General features: G+C 66.4%; 18 protein-coding genes and 1 pseudogene. 6 read left to right on the top strand and 13 right to left on the bottom strand.

Translation table 11 applies throughout. The annotated features are described in order from the left end of the window. The first annotated feature begins 82 nt into the window (after positions 1-82). Positions 83-370, top strand: coding sequence for a hypothetical protein (locus tag ABC304_RS04015; protein WP_160897585.1), 288 nt, complete (start codon positions 83-85; stop codon positions 368-370). 204 nt (positions 371-574) lie between these two features. Here the strand turns inward: ABC304_RS04015 and ABC304_RS04010 are convergent, their stop codons facing one another. The 5 genes from ABC304_RS04010 to ABC304_RS03990 all read right to left on the bottom strand — a co-directional run bounded on the left by ABC304_RS04010 (position 575) and on the right by ABC304_RS03990 (position 5,295). Continuing rightward, a complete protein-coding gene (locus tag ABC304_RS04010; RefSeq protein WP_160897584.1) occupies positions 575-754 on the bottom strand; it encodes a glycerate kinase in 180 nt (59 codons plus the stop codon). A gap of 124 nt (positions 755-878) precedes the next feature. After that, a protein-coding gene (locus ABC304_RS04005) for an IS3 family transposase (protein ID WP_412923045.1) occupies positions 879-2,116 on the bottom strand; the annotation gives its coding sequence in 2 pieces (ribosomal slippage) (positions 879-1,837 and positions 1,837-2,116; 1,239 coding nt in all). Positions 2,117-2,196: 80 nt separating this feature from the next. Further along, on the bottom strand, positions 2,197-3,231 hold the full coding sequence (locus tag ABC304_RS04000) for a hypothetical protein (RefSeq protein WP_160897583.1): 1,035 nt from the start codon (positions 3,229-3,231) through the stop codon (positions 2,197-2,199). Positions 3,232-3,241: 10 nt separating this feature from the next. Then, positions 3,242-4,846 carry a relaxase/mobilization nuclease domain-containing protein gene (locus ABC304_RS03995; protein ID WP_412923046.1) on the bottom strand — a complete coding sequence of 535 codons (1,605 nt, stop codon included), beginning with the start codon at positions 4,844-4,846 and terminating at the stop codon, positions 3,242-3,244. Positions 4,847-4,884: 38 nt separating this feature from the next. Beyond that, entirely contained in the window at positions 4,885-5,295 is a 411-nt protein-coding gene (locus ABC304_RS03990; protein WP_160897581.1) for a plasmid mobilization protein, read from the bottom strand. Positions 5,296-5,565: 270 nt separating this feature from the next. Between ABC304_RS03990 and ABC304_RS03985 the strand changes: the two genes are divergently transcribed. Together ABC304_RS03985 and ABC304_RS03980 are read left to right on the top strand one after the other, a co-directional pair. Further along, positions 5,566-5,889, top strand: coding sequence for a hypothetical protein (locus ABC304_RS03985; RefSeq protein WP_160897580.1), 324 nt, complete (start codon positions 5,566-5,568; stop codon positions 5,887-5,889). Further along, positions 5,886-6,311 carry a P-loop NTPase family protein gene (locus ABC304_RS03980; protein ID WP_160897579.1) on the top strand — a complete coding sequence of 142 codons (426 nt, stop codon included), beginning with the start codon at positions 5,886-5,888 and terminating at the stop codon, positions 6,309-6,311. Before ABC304_RS03985 ends, ABC304_RS03980 begins: the two co-directional genes overlap by 4 nt. A gap of 257 nt (positions 6,312-6,568) precedes the next feature. Here ABC304_RS03980 and ABC304_RS03975 read toward each other — a convergent pair whose 3' ends face one another. From ABC304_RS03975 to ABC304_RS03955, 5 genes are all read right to left on the bottom strand, one after another. After that, positions 6,569-7,783 (bottom strand): hypothetical protein, encoded by a 1,215-nt coding sequence (locus ABC304_RS03975; RefSeq protein ID WP_160897578.1) that lies wholly within the window; start codon positions 7,781-7,783, stop codon positions 6,569-6,571. 248 nt (positions 7,784-8,031) lie between these two features. Beyond that, the gene (locus ABC304_RS03970) at positions 8,032-8,289 is read right to left on the bottom strand and encodes a hypothetical protein (RefSeq protein WP_160897597.1); all 258 of its coding nucleotides are present in this window, start codon (positions 8,287-8,289) and stop codon (positions 8,032-8,034) included. A gap of 82 nt (positions 8,290-8,371) precedes the next feature. Further along, positions 8,372-8,968, bottom strand: a complete 597-nt coding sequence (locus tag ABC304_RS03965) for a recombinase family protein (protein WP_160897577.1) — start codon at positions 8,966-8,968, stop codon at positions 8,372-8,374. After that, entirely contained in the window at positions 8,965-9,285 is a 321-nt protein-coding gene (locus ABC304_RS03960) for a hypothetical protein (protein ID WP_160897576.1), read from the bottom strand. The genes ABC304_RS03965 and ABC304_RS03960 overlap by 4 nt, the downstream gene beginning before the upstream one ends. A gap of 282 nt (positions 9,286-9,567) precedes the next feature. After that, positions 9,568-9,957: a heavy metal-responsive transcriptional regulator gene (locus ABC304_RS03955; protein WP_412929064.1), complete on the bottom strand. Its 390-nt coding sequence runs from the start codon at positions 9,955-9,957 to the stop codon at positions 9,568-9,570. 7 nt (positions 9,958-9,964) lie between these two features. Between ABC304_RS03955 and ABC304_RS03950 the strand changes: the two are divergent. Then, positions 9,965-10,099: pseudogene (locus ABC304_RS03950) on the top strand (ATP-binding protein); the annotation flags it as partial. Between the two features lie 314 nt (positions 10,100-10,413). Here ABC304_RS03950 and ABC304_RS03945 read toward each other — a convergent pair. From ABC304_RS03945 to ABC304_RS03935, 3 genes are all read right to left on the bottom strand, one after another. Further along, positions 10,414-10,746 (bottom strand): DUF7882 family protein, encoded by a 333-nt coding sequence (locus ABC304_RS03945; protein ID WP_108319511.1) that lies wholly within the window; start codon positions 10,744-10,746, stop codon positions 10,414-10,416. 466 nt (positions 10,747-11,212) lie between these two features. Then, a complete protein-coding gene (locus tag ABC304_RS03940; protein ID WP_108319513.1) occupies positions 11,213-11,809 on the bottom strand; it encodes an Asp23/Gls24 family protein in 597 nt (198 codons plus the stop codon). Beyond that, positions 11,806-12,339, bottom strand: a complete 534-nt coding sequence (locus tag ABC304_RS03935) for an RNA polymerase sigma factor (protein ID WP_237488854.1) — start codon at positions 12,337-12,339, stop codon at positions 11,806-11,808. The genes ABC304_RS03940 and ABC304_RS03935 overlap by 4 nt, the downstream gene beginning before the upstream one ends. A gap of 203 nt (positions 12,340-12,542) precedes the next feature. Here ABC304_RS03935 and ABC304_RS03930 point away from each other — a divergent pair, with 203 nt between their 5' ends. After that, positions 12,543-12,863 carry a hypothetical protein gene (locus ABC304_RS03930; RefSeq protein WP_108320231.1) on the top strand — a complete coding sequence of 107 codons (321 nt, stop codon included), beginning with the start codon at positions 12,543-12,545 and terminating at the stop codon, positions 12,861-12,863. 53 nt (positions 12,864-12,916) lie between these two features. Continuing rightward, positions 12,917-13,132, top strand: coding sequence for a hypothetical protein (locus ABC304_RS03925; protein WP_237488855.1), 216 nt, complete (start codon positions 12,917-12,919; stop codon positions 13,130-13,132). Positions 13,133-13,183 lie beyond the last annotated feature (51 nt).

The raw sequence follows: 13,183 nt of genomic DNA, 5'->3' as shown, positions 1-13,183 counted from the left end.
CGAGACTTTCTTCGCGGTTTCTTACAACGCTGTAGGGACTCTGTTCTTGCGTCCCCGTCGGGGTCGCAGAAAGGAACGCATCATGAACACGCTCAAACGCAAGTGGTTGGGTGTCGGAACGCTCGTCCTGCTCAGTGTCGGAGGAGTCGCCGCGATGGCGGTGCCTGCGTCCGCCAGTGTCGTTTCGGTGTCAACCCCGGCCCCCGCGGCCACCGATCCGGGCGTCGAGGACGGCACCAACGACGGCGAGACCGCCGACGATCAGGTCGGGGAGATCCCCGGTCAGGAGACCGCCGACGACCAGGGTGTCGAGGACGGAACGAACGACGGCGAGACCGCCGACGACGCAACGGCCACGCCCACTCCGTGACCACAAGCCCGCACGTGTGGGTGGCTGAGACCCCCTCGGTCACCCACGCCTGTCATTTGCCTATTGTCTAAATCGACGACGGCGAGACCAGTACCGTCAAGGGTAGCGTGAAGCGGGTTGCTGACCTGCGACCTGCAACTCTTCGCTGGGTGATGCAGGGGCGGTTTTTGTTGAACAGGCGAGGTCGGCGAGGCCCAGCACGGCTCAACAGTCGTCTAGCAGGGAAGATGCTAGAACGCGGCCGACAACGAGTCCAGTCCGAACGTGCAAGGCGTGTGCCAGATTCTCCACAACGAGCGGTGCCTTCCCCGCGGCGGTCCGCCTATTGAATGGCCCCTTGCCTGTGACCACGAAGTCGGCGTGAGGGGTGTTTGCTGTCAACATTGCTGTAGCTTCTGGCACGATGTAGCGCCCCAGGCGAGTGACGCGCGTCGGGGCGTGGGGAACTCGTTGGAACTTCCGCACTGCCGTTCCGGGCACGCGGATTGAATCGGCCTGACTTTCGTTCCTATCGGGAGCCTTGTCCGGCAAGTGCCGGCTGGGCTGATTCGAGGTCAGCGTAGTACGCGGTCTCGACCTCGAGTGGGGTGCGCATGTCGAGCTCGCCGTGGAGGCGCTGGTTGTTCCACCACCACACGTATTCGAGGGTTGCCAGCTCGACCTGCTCGACGGTCCTCCACGGGCCCCGCTGACGGATCAGCTCGGTCTTGTAGAGACCGTTCACGGCCTCGGCGAGGGCGTTGTCGAACGAGTCACCGACGGTGCCGGTCGAGGGTTTCGCTCCGAGTTCCTCGATGCGATCCGTGTAGACCACGGCGAGATAATTCGACCCGTGATCGGCGTGATGGACCAGCCCGTCGAGCCGGCCACCGGCGCTCCACGCGGCCATGTCCAGCGCGCGCAACGGCAGAATGTCGGAGCGGAGGGTGGATGCGACGTTCCAGCCCACGATGCGACGCGAGTACACATCGGTGACGAACGCCACGTAAGCGAACCCGGACCACGTCGCGACATAGGTCACGTCGGCGACCCAGAGGCGGCGCGGACCGGGGGCGGTGAACCGCCGCTGCACGAGGTCCTTCGGCTTCTCCGCCGTCGGGTCGGACTTCGTCGTGAACACCCGCTTCGACCGCTTCACGCCCTCCACCCCGGCGAGGCGCATCAGTCGTTCGGTCTGATCCCGACCGACCTCCCAGCCTTGCCGGCGCATCAGGGCGTGCATCTTCCGGCGCCCGTAGACGCCGTAATTCTCCGCGTGCAGCCGCGCGACCTCCGGCACCATCAGCTCGTCCTTCAGCTGCCGCGCCGACGGCTCACGACCAACTGCGGCGCGATAACCGCGGGAGGTGAGGAACCCCTGAACTGCGGGCCTGAGGACCCGGCAGATGAGCTCGACCCCGAAACGATCACGATGTTCATTGATGAACCGGATCATCTCGGTCAAGGGCGGTCGAGCTCCTTCGCGAAAAACACGCTCGCGGCCTTGAGGATCTCATTGGCCTTGCGCAACTCGGCGTTCTCCTTCTGCAGCCGCTTGATCTCCGCCGCCGCGTCCGTAGTCAGCCCGGGCTTCACGCCGGCGTCCACCTCGTACCGGCGTTGCCACAGCCGCAGAGTTTCCGGGCTCATCCCCAGCAGCCCGGCCACATGCCGCACGGCACTCATCATCGTCGGGTGCGACGGCCGCGTCTCCGCGAGCATCCGCAGCGCCCGCTCACGCATCTCCGGCGAATACTTCCTGTTCATCGAGTTCCATCCTTGCTTGAAGAACGGAACGAAAGTCAGGCCGATTCATTCTCTTCCTACTTTCGCTCTTTCGCTCGCCCCTAACGGCTACGCTCGCCGCGCCAAGCCGAACGATCGGCCCCGCGGCCACGGTTTGTCTTGGACACGTTCACACGTCCTACCTGCGCGGCAGCTTCACTCGCCGGTCGCCCTTGTGCGATGTCTGCGCGCATGCGCACGTCGATGGTTTCTTGCGGGATGCCGTGCGATGCCAGCTCGTTCGCCGTTGCTTCGCGGCGTGCGGCGCTGTCGTACTGCAACTGCCCCTCGCTGCGTTCTGCGGTGGCGCGGACCTGGTCCGCGCCCACAGTCGCGGCCGCGGCGTTCTCCCGGCCCTGGTCGACGTCGCGGTGCAGCTGCGCTTGCGAGCGGGCGTCGGAGGCCAACTCCATCAGCTGCGCGGGGCTCTGCTCGGATGTGCCGCCCTGTGTGGCGAGAAGTTCGTATTCACGCGCTTGCAGCTCGAGGCGGGCGGCCTCATCGACTCGGGATGAGTCGGCCGAGCGTTCGCCGTTCTCGCCGGCACCCGCGCCCGCGTCTGAGCCGAGCTGCGCGGCCGCCGCGCGTGCGTCGAGGCGGTCGGCCTCCTGCACCGCCAACGTTGCTTGAGTGAACTCGCCGACCGCGGTGGTGCGCTCACCGCGGGCCGCGAGGTCGCGGTCAAGCTCAACCTGGGCGAGCGCTGCGCGAACGGCCTGCGGGTCGGCGCCGAGGTTGTCGACGTCGACGCCGTAACGGTCCTTCACCTCACGGGCGATGGTGTCGGCCGCGGCCTGCGCGCGCGGGTCGAACTGCCTCCACTGCTGCGCCGTCTCGTGCATGCCGGCGATCTGCGCAATGTCTGCACGGTCCCACCATTCGGGGCGTTCCACGACCATCAGGCGGGCGCCGGCAACGTCCCGCTCACCCGCGAACCGGGCTTGCAGCTGACGCTGTTCCTGCTCACTCTGACGCTGCGCGTTGCGGGCAAGTTCCTCCCTGGCGCGGGCGATCTTGTCGGCAAGCTGCGCAGCGACGGCGAGGCCGACACGAAGAGCCTGACCTACTTCGTCTTCGACGCTGGCGTCATCACTCATAGTGGCCCCTCTATCTCTCGGCTGCGTCGCGGTCGCCCGCGCCTGTCGTGCGTGGTGCCGGCTGAGCGAGCTCGGGCTGCGCGGTCGGGGTGAGCTTGGTCGGCAACGGGCCTCCGCGACCCGCTGCGAGGTCGGCGCGCTGCTTCACCGCGCGCTCTTCCGGCGTGAGCGAGGCGAGACCGTTCTCCGCGATCTGCGCCGCGTATCCGTCGCGCACGGCGCGGAGGTTGTTCTTCACGGTGGCGGCGAGCTCGCTCGCTCGGCGGGCGTCGCCGGATGCCTGCACGGCGCGGAAGATCGACACGGTGGTCTGCGACAACTGGCGCAGCAACAGCGCCTCGGCGGCGGCGTTCTTGCCCTTGCTCGCCTGCGCCAGGATCAGCGCTGTGGTGTTCACCATCGACGGCATCGCCACCGGTCGACGCCGGCTCTGCGAGGGCCGCAACTGCGCCGATCGCGCGAGTGTGCGGGAGGTGCGCGCGAGCGGCCCGGGCACCGGCTCCAACCGGCGCGACCATGCCGCGTACGCGCCCGACGTCTCCCGGGCGACGTGCGCCCAGGCGGCGTGGTCGTCGGGGTCGATCGTGGCGATGTATTCATGCAGCCGCGTCATGTCTTCGGCGTACATCGTGAAAAACTCGGGGTTCATTTCGGACTCTTCACGACCCGGACGCGCGGGCACATACCGGTCGGGATTCTTGCGCGTCGCGCGCCATTCCTCGACAGCCGCGGAAGCATTCTCGGGGGTGTCCGGCCAGCCCTTACGAAGCTCCGGCAAAGTGAGATCCCGCGCCAGACGAAGGCCACTGTGCCACACCGGCTGTGCGCCCTTCGCAGGTCTCAGCGCGACGGAGTAACCCGTCACGACGTCGTTGCGTCCCGTCTCGAAACGGGGGCGGATGAGCACACCTTCGCGGCGCATCCGACGCACGAATTCGCCCTCGTCCATCGACGCCGACGCCGCGGCCCGCACGGTGCGCTCGAGCCGGGTGGAGTCGACCTCGGCGGCGCCGCGGCGCTGCGCCGATTCGCGCGCGGCGCGGCTCTCCTGCCGCTGCGGCATGTCCTGTTCCCGCTCGGCGCGCAGAGGCCGCAGCTCGAACTCGTTCTCCAGCTCGCGGACGATCTTCATGGCCCGGTGGAAGTCGTTGTGCGTGGAAGCCTTGGTGCCGTCTTCGCGCACGAGCGAGACGGCGATGTGCACGTGGTCGTTGCCGTGCTCGGAGAGCCCGTGACGAACGGCCACCCAGCGGCACGCGGCCTTGCCGCTGACCTCCGTGAAACCCATGCGGTCCATGAACTCCTGAGCGATCTGGCCCCACTTGTCATCCGACAGCTGACCCTCGTCGGCAGCGATCGACAAGGAGCAGTGCCACACGCTCGCGTCGACGCGCTCTTTCAACGTCTCGCCCGTGTCCGGGTCGACCCGCGTCACCTGGCGCGTCACGTCGACGCCGAACTCCCGGCGCGGCGCATCCAGGCTCGCCGCAATCTCCAACGCCGCGGCCTTGTCGAGCGAGTCATAGCCGTACATCGCCATGACGGCAGAGTCGCCGGCCACAAGATGCTGCTCGGTGTGCTCGTTCGACTTGCCCGGGCCGACGAGATAGGTCATCAGGCCGCTCATCCGCGCACCGCGAGTCACCTTGGCAATCATGCGCGGTTCACCGCGGCCAACGCCTTCTCAATCTCGCGGGCAAGCGCGCGGTACTGCACCAGCACGCCCTCCGCTTCCGCGACGAACCGACGTTCGGTGTTCGCGTAGCGGGCGATCTGATTGACATTGTTCGCCACGCTCGACATTTCCCGCTGCAACTTGAACAGCATCGCCACGGCGGCCTTGCGATCCGCGGCCGTCACAACGTTCGCGTCGATCGCCGTCTCGAACAGCAGCCGCGGCACGCTCACGCTGCGAACCTCAGCTCGAGCACGCAGCTGCGCATCTTCCTCGGCGTTGACAGAGAGGACGTAACGCTTGTCCCGGCGGCCACCGCTGGCGTTCGCGCGGCGCTTACGACCGAACAGCTGACGCTTCTCGTTCGACTCCGACACGAGAACCACCACCCCTCTCCCGCCCAGCGCAGCGAACCCGCCCCCACAGGCGGGGACCATACGGCCAAGTATGCCCGAGCCGGCCACGCAGCGGAAGGGCCGAAAGCAAGTTATAGCACATAAGTTTATTGCTTGCTCCCCTCCCGGGGTGTGTAGCACCGCCTCCGGCTGGGTGCGGAACTGGACGCGGCCCGCGACCCGCAGCTGACGCGCGAAGCCGCCGCGTTGCTACTAGCCTAGGCATGACTAGCGGTGGTGTCACCGCCCGGCTAATCTGGCGTCATGACTGACGCGAACCGAAACCCTGACGACGCGGCCGCGGCCGCGCGGCGCCTCCTCGAATCGACTGTGGATCGGCGTGTGGAGGCCGTGCGCTCGATCGTGAGCGCAGCGAACGACACCGACGCCGCACGCGCCGCCCTCAGCGAAGCGCAGAGCCGACACGCGAAGGCGTGGGGCGATGCCCTCGCGTCCGGGTGGTCGGAGAAGGAACTGCGCGCCACCGGCGCCCCGCGTCCTGATGCGGCGCGCGTGAAGCCGCCGCGCGGGCGTCGCTCCTCGACCACCGCGGACGCGCCGGCCGACTCGGCAGAGGTGTACGCGTGACGACGGACACGGACTCGCAGCTGCACACGCAACTGCGGGCGTGGGCGGAGGGTTCCAACCCTCTCGCTGCGGCTGTCGAACTTCTCATCCACGGCGGCCTCGCGTACACCGGTGCGCCGTGGCTGAGAACTGACCACGGTTGGGACACGAGCGCGGTCGACTTCGACCGCCTCGGCTATGAACTCGGCGCGCTCAGCGGAGGCGAACAACGCCTTGCACGCATCGCGTCATCGCTCGGCCAGGGAGTCCCGGTCGACCTTCGCGAAGACATCGCAGGACTCGACCTCGCGCATACCCGATGGGTTATGACAGCGGTCGCTCATGCCGCCGGCTTCACGGAGCCGGGGAAGACAATCGAAGAGGTCGACGGGATGCCGACGTTCGTGTCGTATCCGGCCCTCGCGACATGGGAGGGCGACTAACCTGATCGTCAGCGACGACCCCCCTCGTCGCCCCCGGAAGCCCCCGCTCGAGCACCTGTGCTCGCGGGGGTTTTTTCGTGCTCGGGCGGGGTGCGCCGGCTGCGGTCCGGCCGTCCATCCGACGCTTCACTTTGGCCTCCGTCGAACACCCGTCAAGAGCGCTGCGCGTCCCTTCGGGATGCCCCTCCGGGGCACTCCTGACGAGTGCCCGCCTCCGGCGTCGCGCCGCTTATCGGATGGATGGCCTCAGAGCATGCTCAGCCACGAGAACGCAACTGCGCGGTCCGCTCGGCAAGCTCCCGGCGGGCATCGGCGGCGGCGCGCTTGCGTGCCGCCTCGCGTTCCCGCGCCGTCCGTTCGTACTCGCGCTGATCGGCCTTCATCTGCGCGATGACACGATCCACCTCGTCGTGGTCGATGCTCGCCAAGCGAGCAGCTTCCGCGGCGCGTTCCGCGGCGCGACGCTCCTGGTCGGCGGCGCGCTGCGCCGCCGCATCGCGGCGAGCCTGGTCGAACTGCGAGTGCTCGGTGACGACGTGCCGGATCACCCAGCCGTAAAAGCCCAGAGCGCCCCGGCTGGTGAATGTCTCGGGCACCCGACGACCGTCCCGCGTGAGCCAGGCGTTCATGGCAAACATCAGTCCCTCGACGCTCCATTCCGACACGTCGATGCCGCTGCGCTCGAGCATCCCGATGACGTGCCCGACGTGCTTACCGCGGGCGAGCCACGGGATGCGCTGCGCCAGTGCAGCGGCGAAGCGTTGAAGTTCGATGGGTTTCGGGGACGTCAGTCGAACGATCGAGTCGCTGCGCGTGATACTCCGTCGTCCTGGCTGCCGCGAAGCGGCTTTCGAGCGCGGTTCACCGCGCGTTGATGAGTTCTTTTGAACGGGAGCTGTAGGTGGAGCCGAGCGCCTACGGGGTAGGTGGACATTCTCCACAGATCGCTCGATTGCGCCGGCACCTGAGATACGCGGGGGCACCGGCGCCGGCGTCTCGCGGAGGGGCCGCTGAGCAGAGCTCCGAGGCATCACGAGCGCCCTCGTGGAAGCCATGCGCAGCTGACGGCCACCGTGCTTGAGCTGCGCCGCGATGCGCTCGCTCCCGTACAAGTATCGTCCCTCGATGACGACCGCTGAGAGGCCCAGCAGCAGCAGGATCTCTCGCGCCCGCTGCACGGTCCTCTTGCACATGCCGAGGCGGTCAGCGACGGTCTGATGCGCCGTCGTGACACCGCGCCCGGTGCCGACGTCGGCCGAGCGCATGTCCTCCTGTGCAACGCGCAGCAGCGTGTGGGGCGCGACCTTCACGGCCGCGCGCACGCGCTCCCCCTCGGGCGTTGCCAGGGCATCCATCACCGCGTCGAACCATGCGCCGGCCGACGACCAGCACGGCAGCGGCGCGTAGGCGCCGGGTGCCGGCTCCGGGCTCCAAGAACCCGACCGGGATTTGTTCGGCCGCGACGCGGCCACCTTTGGCGTCTCGGGTGCAAGCTCGACAGACTTCTCCCCCGAAAAAAGGGAGCGTCGGGAGTACACGGAGACGAACTCCGCTGTTACGATGTGGTCATTCCTTCCGGGTAGGTTCCGGTGGGTACACCGAAGGCCCGGCTGGTAACCGGTCTTGGGTGGGACTGCTTCACATCTCTGAGTCGCCAAACTTCAGGGAGATGGGAAGCCAATGCTTCTAGGCCCGTCGCGAAAGCGGCGGGCCTAATGCGTTAGGTGCTGGTGATGAGCAACCCCTCCTCGTCGGCGGGCATGGCAAGCTCGTCGTCGCGCGGCAGGGGCTCCCACCAAACGGGCACGCCCTGATCTGTGAGCTCCAGGTGCTTGTCCATGAGCTGAACCAGCACAGCGGCAGAGACACCCATGTTGCTCGCGATCGCTTTGAGCCTGTCGCGGACGTTTCGCTCGACCTCCCAGCCGAGGGCGACCGGATCGTGCCGTGTACCTCGTGGGAGTCGGTGTGCCGTCATGTTGCCCATAGTGGCCTAGGCCTAGGCGTTAACGCGTGCGCCTCGCGGCGTGTCGCGCGCACTTACCTACGCATGGCTAGAGTCAGGACTTCGCGCCGGCCTCGTCGTCGTGACGACGGAGGTCGGCGTAGGCGCGTGAGACGGTCGTCCTGTCGACTTGGAGCACAGTCGCGATGTGGGCGAAACTCGCGCGATCCTCGTCGCGCATCCGGCGCAGCTCGGACAGCTGCGCGGCGTTCAACTTCGAGGGTCGACCGATTGCCTTCCCCTGTGCTCGAGCGTGATCCATCCCGCGCTGGGTGTTCTCGCGGATGGTGTCTACGCGCAGCTCTGCGAACACGGCCACGATGCCGAACAGGGCCCGACCCATCGGCGTGGTGGTGTCGATCTGCGGTTCGGTGAGGCTGCGAATGTCGATGCCGCGTTCGCGGAGGTCGTTGAGGGTGTCGAGGATGATCCGTTCGCTGCCGCCGAGACGATCGAGGCGACGTACCAAGAGCGTGTCCCCCTCGCGTAGATAGTCGAGGCAGGCGACCCACTGCGGGCGCGCAGTGATCCGGCTGGACTCGCCGTGATCCACGAACACTCGCGCGGCGCCGGCCGCGCGCAGCTCGGCCTCCTGCGCAGCGGGGTTCTGCTCGCGGCGGGAGACGCGGGCGTACCCGACGACGTTCGTCACCGCGCGTCCCGCGAAGGCCGGCGGCCGCGCGCTCGGAGCGCGACGACGAGAGGCGCGATCCCGACGAAGAGCATGAGGACGATGATGAGCACTCCGCCCCATCCAGGCAGAGAGCCGGCGATCACACTCTGCCCCGAAAAGATCAACGCCACGGCGCCCGAGAAGAACGTCACGACAGGCAAGCCGTAGGGAACGCGCCCGGGCGATGGTGCACTGCCGGAGCGCGCCAACCACCGGACGACGAATGCGACGCCAACACAGAGGTAGACGACGCCGACCGCCACCGTCGCGACGCCGATCCACTGATCGGTGCTCATGCAAACTCCCCTCGAGCGGCGATGGTTCGCCAGCGCCCGAATGACTCGTGCATAAGGGTCAGATTGAGTTTCGCACGGATTTGGGTTTCGCACGGGGGTTTTGCACGCCGCCGATCCGCCAAATTCCGCCACCTGTGACTGATGACGCTCTTTGGCGGTGTTCTTGCAGTGCTGTTTGGCGGCGGTCATCCGATGTCGCGGTGATGGTCTCGAGTCCGTCCTCTCCGCCCGGGGATCACCGGAGACGACTCATAGTTCTCAGACCTCTCGATCGGGGCGCTGCTATAGGTAGCGGCAGACCTGGTCGGTGCTGCAGGTGTCGGGCTCGACGTGGTCTGCCTGGTCGCGTAGCGCGGCGAGGGTGTCGCGGAGGTCGTGGAGCTGTGCGAGTTGCTGGTCGATGTCAGCGAGGCGTGTGTCGAGCAGGTCGCGAACATGGTTGCAGGGGGCTTGGCCGTGGTCGCGGATGTCGAGGATCTGCCGGATTTGGGCCAGGGTGAGTCCGGCTGCTTGACCGCGGTGGATGGAGTTGATACGGGCAAGCGCCGCAGTCGTGTAGTCGCGGTAGCCGCTGGGTGTGCGCTCGGTCGCGGGTAGGAGTCCCTGGTCTTCGTAGAACCGCAGCGTCTTTGCGGTCGTCTCGGCCGCCTCAGCGAGTTCACCGATCCGCATTATAGACGCCGCCGCAATGCTCGACCGGCTCCTTCACCGATCCGTCGTCGTAACCCTCGACGGCGCCTCCTACCGGCTCCGCCACCACACCACCGCAGCGGACGAACTCCGTCGCGTCACGACCGGCACAAACCTGCGCTAGCGTTACCCCGCGACCTGGGGAACCTCGATTAGCAACTCTGGGGAGATTCGCTGAGCACCGTCACTAGCTCGAAGATTCCTCCACGAGCTGACATGCGCGCTGTTGCAGGTAGTCACAGAGGTGCGCCGCCAACAACAACTCTTCAGCGAGATCACGAAGGCCGTGACCGTCCAGCTCGGTGAGTACTGGCTGCGCACGCTACCCATAGGCCGCCAGCGCAGCGGACGCTAACCGTGCCAGCAGTGCAAAACCGATCGGTTTCGCTCCAATACGGTTGTCGAAGGACATGTAGTCGCGCCTGCCGGGGCTGGCCTTCACCGAGCTGCGGCGTGTGCTTGCTGAGCGGGGGCGGGTTCGGTCCAGTGGTCGAGGTCGATTATGAGGCCGCTGGTGCTGTTTGCTTGGGCGGCGAGTTGCTGGAGGTATGCGCCTACGAGGGGTGTTGCTTCGGGTGTGGTGTAGGTGAAGCGGAGGGGGATGTTGGGGTTCATCCAGATTGTGATGCGAGGTTCGGGGTTGGCACGTTGGGTCAGGGTGAGGGTGAAGTTCTCGCCGCGGCGGAGCTTGGTCGCGGCGATGACTTGGATGTAGTGCAGGAGGCGATCGTCGATGATGGCGTCGCTGTTGCTGTAGTAAAGGTTTCCCATGGGCCCTATCAGTCGGATGGTGGGCGCGCGCAGGGAGTGACGGGCCTGTCGCACGAGACGGCGGTGCCGCTCACATATGAAGAGCACGACAGGGCCTGCTCCGTCACAAAAATGTTCGGACCCCGGGCGGAGGGTGTTCCTCAGATGGTGATGCTCGCGATTTGCACCGTGATGCGTGCGGATTTGTCGGGGTGTGCGGATCGCAGATGATCAGCGATGTCGCGGGCAATAGTGGGGGCGGGGCTGCTGTGGGTGGCGACTCGGGCCGATATGGTCGTGCGCTCGTTCGTGGTGCGTAGATTCACGATGGGCTCTGGGGCTGGTGAGGTGCCGAGGGTGGCAGCGATCGCTCGTGCGATTCGTGTTGGTGTGGGCGCTGAGGGGTACACGGCGGTAACTCCCGGAACGCTGAGGACGAGGGTGGTCAGGTCCTCCGGCTGCGGAGAGGGGGTGGGTTGTTCGCTACTCATCTGGCGTCGTCTCCTGCAGCCGCGTCGTGGATGTTTTCGACAGTGATGTTGAGGGCGTCGATGTGCAGCTCGGTGTGTTCGTGAAGGACCTTCATTACCTGTTCGCGGAGCTGGGTGAGCAGTGGTGGCATCGGCGTGTGTGTGGCGATGCTGACGGTGATGTTGACATGTACGGGGGCGTGTGGTGTGTCGGCTTCACCGGTGATTCGACATGCTCCGACCAGGATGCCGGGGATGGTGTCGCTGACGTCACGGATGAGGGCACGTACGGCTCCTTCGGTGATGCTGAGGCTCACCAAGGGGTCGGGGTGGTGCAGGGGGAGGTCGCGTCCGGCCCGAAGCTCGGCGCCGATGTTGTTGATGATGTCGTTCAGCCAGGACGGGGGAGGAGCAGGCACGGTATCGGCGTCGTGTGCGATCAGATCGCGGGAGAGGTGGGAGACACGCTCGAGAGCGCGCAGCGCGTTGACGCACTCCGGGCACTCCTCGATGGCGGGGTCGTAGGGGGTGCGGTCGTGGGCGAGGTAGGTGCTGAGCTCGTCGAGGGTTTTGCCGCAGTCCAGGACGGTGCGGTCGGAGTTGGTGTCGGTCATCGCCATCCCTCCATTCGGACTGTGATGTTCACTCGTGCTCGTGCGAGTTTGCCGCGTGCTTGGCCGGTGGTGACCCCCATTGCATCGGCAATGTCTTGGTAGCTCAGTCCCGCCACTTCGCGAAGGAGCCAGCATTGCCGCTGATCCTCGGGCAAGGCGTCCAACGCTTTGGAGAGTTCGCGCAGTTGCGCGTTGCGTATTGTCGTCTCCTCCGGGTCGTGTCCGGTGGCTGCATGGTCGGCCGGGAAGACTGTTTCCGGGGGGCGTTTTTTGAGGTGGGCGAATGCGCGTCTCGTGGCGATACGCATCATCCATGGCTTGGCTTGGCTCGGGTCACGCAGGGTGGGCAGTTTCTTCCAGGCGACGACGTAGGTGTCTTGGAGGATGTCGTCGGCGTCGGTGTAGCTGCTGACGATGCGAGCGATGTAGGCGCGCATGATGGGTGCGTGTCGGGTGATGAGGGTGCGAAAAGCGGCCACGTCCCCGTCGACTGCTCGCTGGACAAGCAAGTCGTCGGCTGCGGCGGCCAATCCTTGATTGGACGGAGAACCGCTGGTCGTGGTTGGGGGCATGGACTCCGCTTACCTTTTTTGTGACGATCGCACCGTGTCCGCGCTCATGTGTGTGACGGTGCCGCTGCACATGCAGCGAGTGAATTTATACCGTAAGTCGACCGGCTAAGTGCTGCTTGCCCGTCCAAGCCCTCGATCCACTCGTGGAAGGACCACCAGCTGTGACCACCTCCGACAACGACGCTGCTGCGGCGGCGAAAGACCGCTTCGAAGACGCCACCGACGCGCTGCAACACGCCTCCACGAACGGCAGCGACGGCACCGCTCGTTCCGGCAGTCACGTCGCTGACCATGTCTCCGTCGAGATCGACGAGGCGAAACAGCAGGCCGAATCCGCCATCGACACGACCCTGCAGTCTGCAGTGAACGCCGTGGAGGGAGCGCGCGCCACCTACCAGCGGGACCCGAAGAAGGCACTCATCACGGCCGGCGCCGTCGCGATCGGACTCGTGGCCCTCGTCACACTGCTACGCCGCCTCTAACAACTCCAGACCACCTATCGACCTCAGTCACACCCATAACGAAGGAGCAACCCATGTCCACTCCCACCAACGACGACGCGCAGCTGTCCGCCGACGAAGACTCCTACGAAGGCGCAGACGTCGAAGTCTCAACCGAGACCGACACCACCTCCAAGCCCGGCGGGCTCGGTGAAGACGGAACCATTCCGAGCGACCCTAACGGTGTCGCCGCCGGGCACACCGGCACCGCCTCCAACTTCAACCCGGAAGAGGATGAGGACGCGCACTGACTGTACGCTGCGCTGACAGCTCGACGAGCACGGAGAAGTTCGATGTCCCCG

The organism is Microbacterium jepli (genome assembly GCF_047237905.1).
Classification (GTDB): domain Bacteria; phylum Actinomycetota; class Actinomycetes; order Actinomycetales; family Microbacteriaceae; genus Microbacterium.
The sequence above is the reverse complement of the archived record's forward strand: the minus strand, read 5'-3'. Positions and strand labels throughout refer to the sequence as shown.

Bases quoted from the DNA above. Each gene is read 5' to 3' on its own strand.
- ABC304_RS04015 (WP_160897585.1), top strand. From the start codon at position 83: ATGAACACGCTCAAACGCAAGTGGTTGGGTGTCGGAACGCTCGTCCTG.
- ABC304_RS04010 (WP_160897584.1), bottom strand. From the start codon at position 754: ATGTTGACAGCAAACACCCCTCACGCCGACTTCGTGGTCACAGGCAAG.
- ABC304_RS04000 (WP_160897583.1), bottom strand. From the start codon at position 3,231: ATGAGTGATGACGCCAGCGTCGAAGACGAAGTAGGTCAGGCTCTTCGT.
- ABC304_RS03995 (WP_412923046.1), bottom strand. From the start codon at position 4,846: ATGACCTATCTCGTCGGCCCGGGCAAGTCGAACGAGCACACCGAGCAG.
- ABC304_RS03985 (WP_160897580.1), top strand. From the start codon at position 5,566: ATGACTGACGCGAACCGAAACCCTGACGACGCGGCCGCGGCCGCGCGG.
- ABC304_RS03970 (WP_160897597.1), bottom strand. From the start codon at position 8,289: ATGACGGCACACCGACTCCCACGAGGTACACGGCACGATCCGGTCGCC.
- ABC304_RS03960 (WP_160897576.1), bottom strand. From the start codon at position 9,285: ATGAGCACCGATCAGTGGATCGGCGTCGCGACGGTGGCGGTCGGCGTC.
- ABC304_RS03955 (WP_412929064.1), bottom strand. From the start codon at position 9,957: ATGCGGATCGGTGAACTCGCTGAGGCGGCCGAGACGACCGCAAAGACG.
- ABC304_RS03945 (WP_108319511.1), bottom strand. From the start codon at position 10,746: ATGGGAAACCTTTACTACAGCAACAGCGACGCCATCATCGACGATCGC.
- ABC304_RS03940 (WP_108319513.1), bottom strand. From the start codon at position 11,809: ATGACCGACACCAACTCCGACCGCACCGTCCTGGACTGCGGCAAAACC.
- ABC304_RS03925 (WP_237488855.1), top strand. From the start codon at position 12,917: ATGTCCACTCCCACCAACGACGACGCGCAGCTGTCCGCCGACGAAGAC.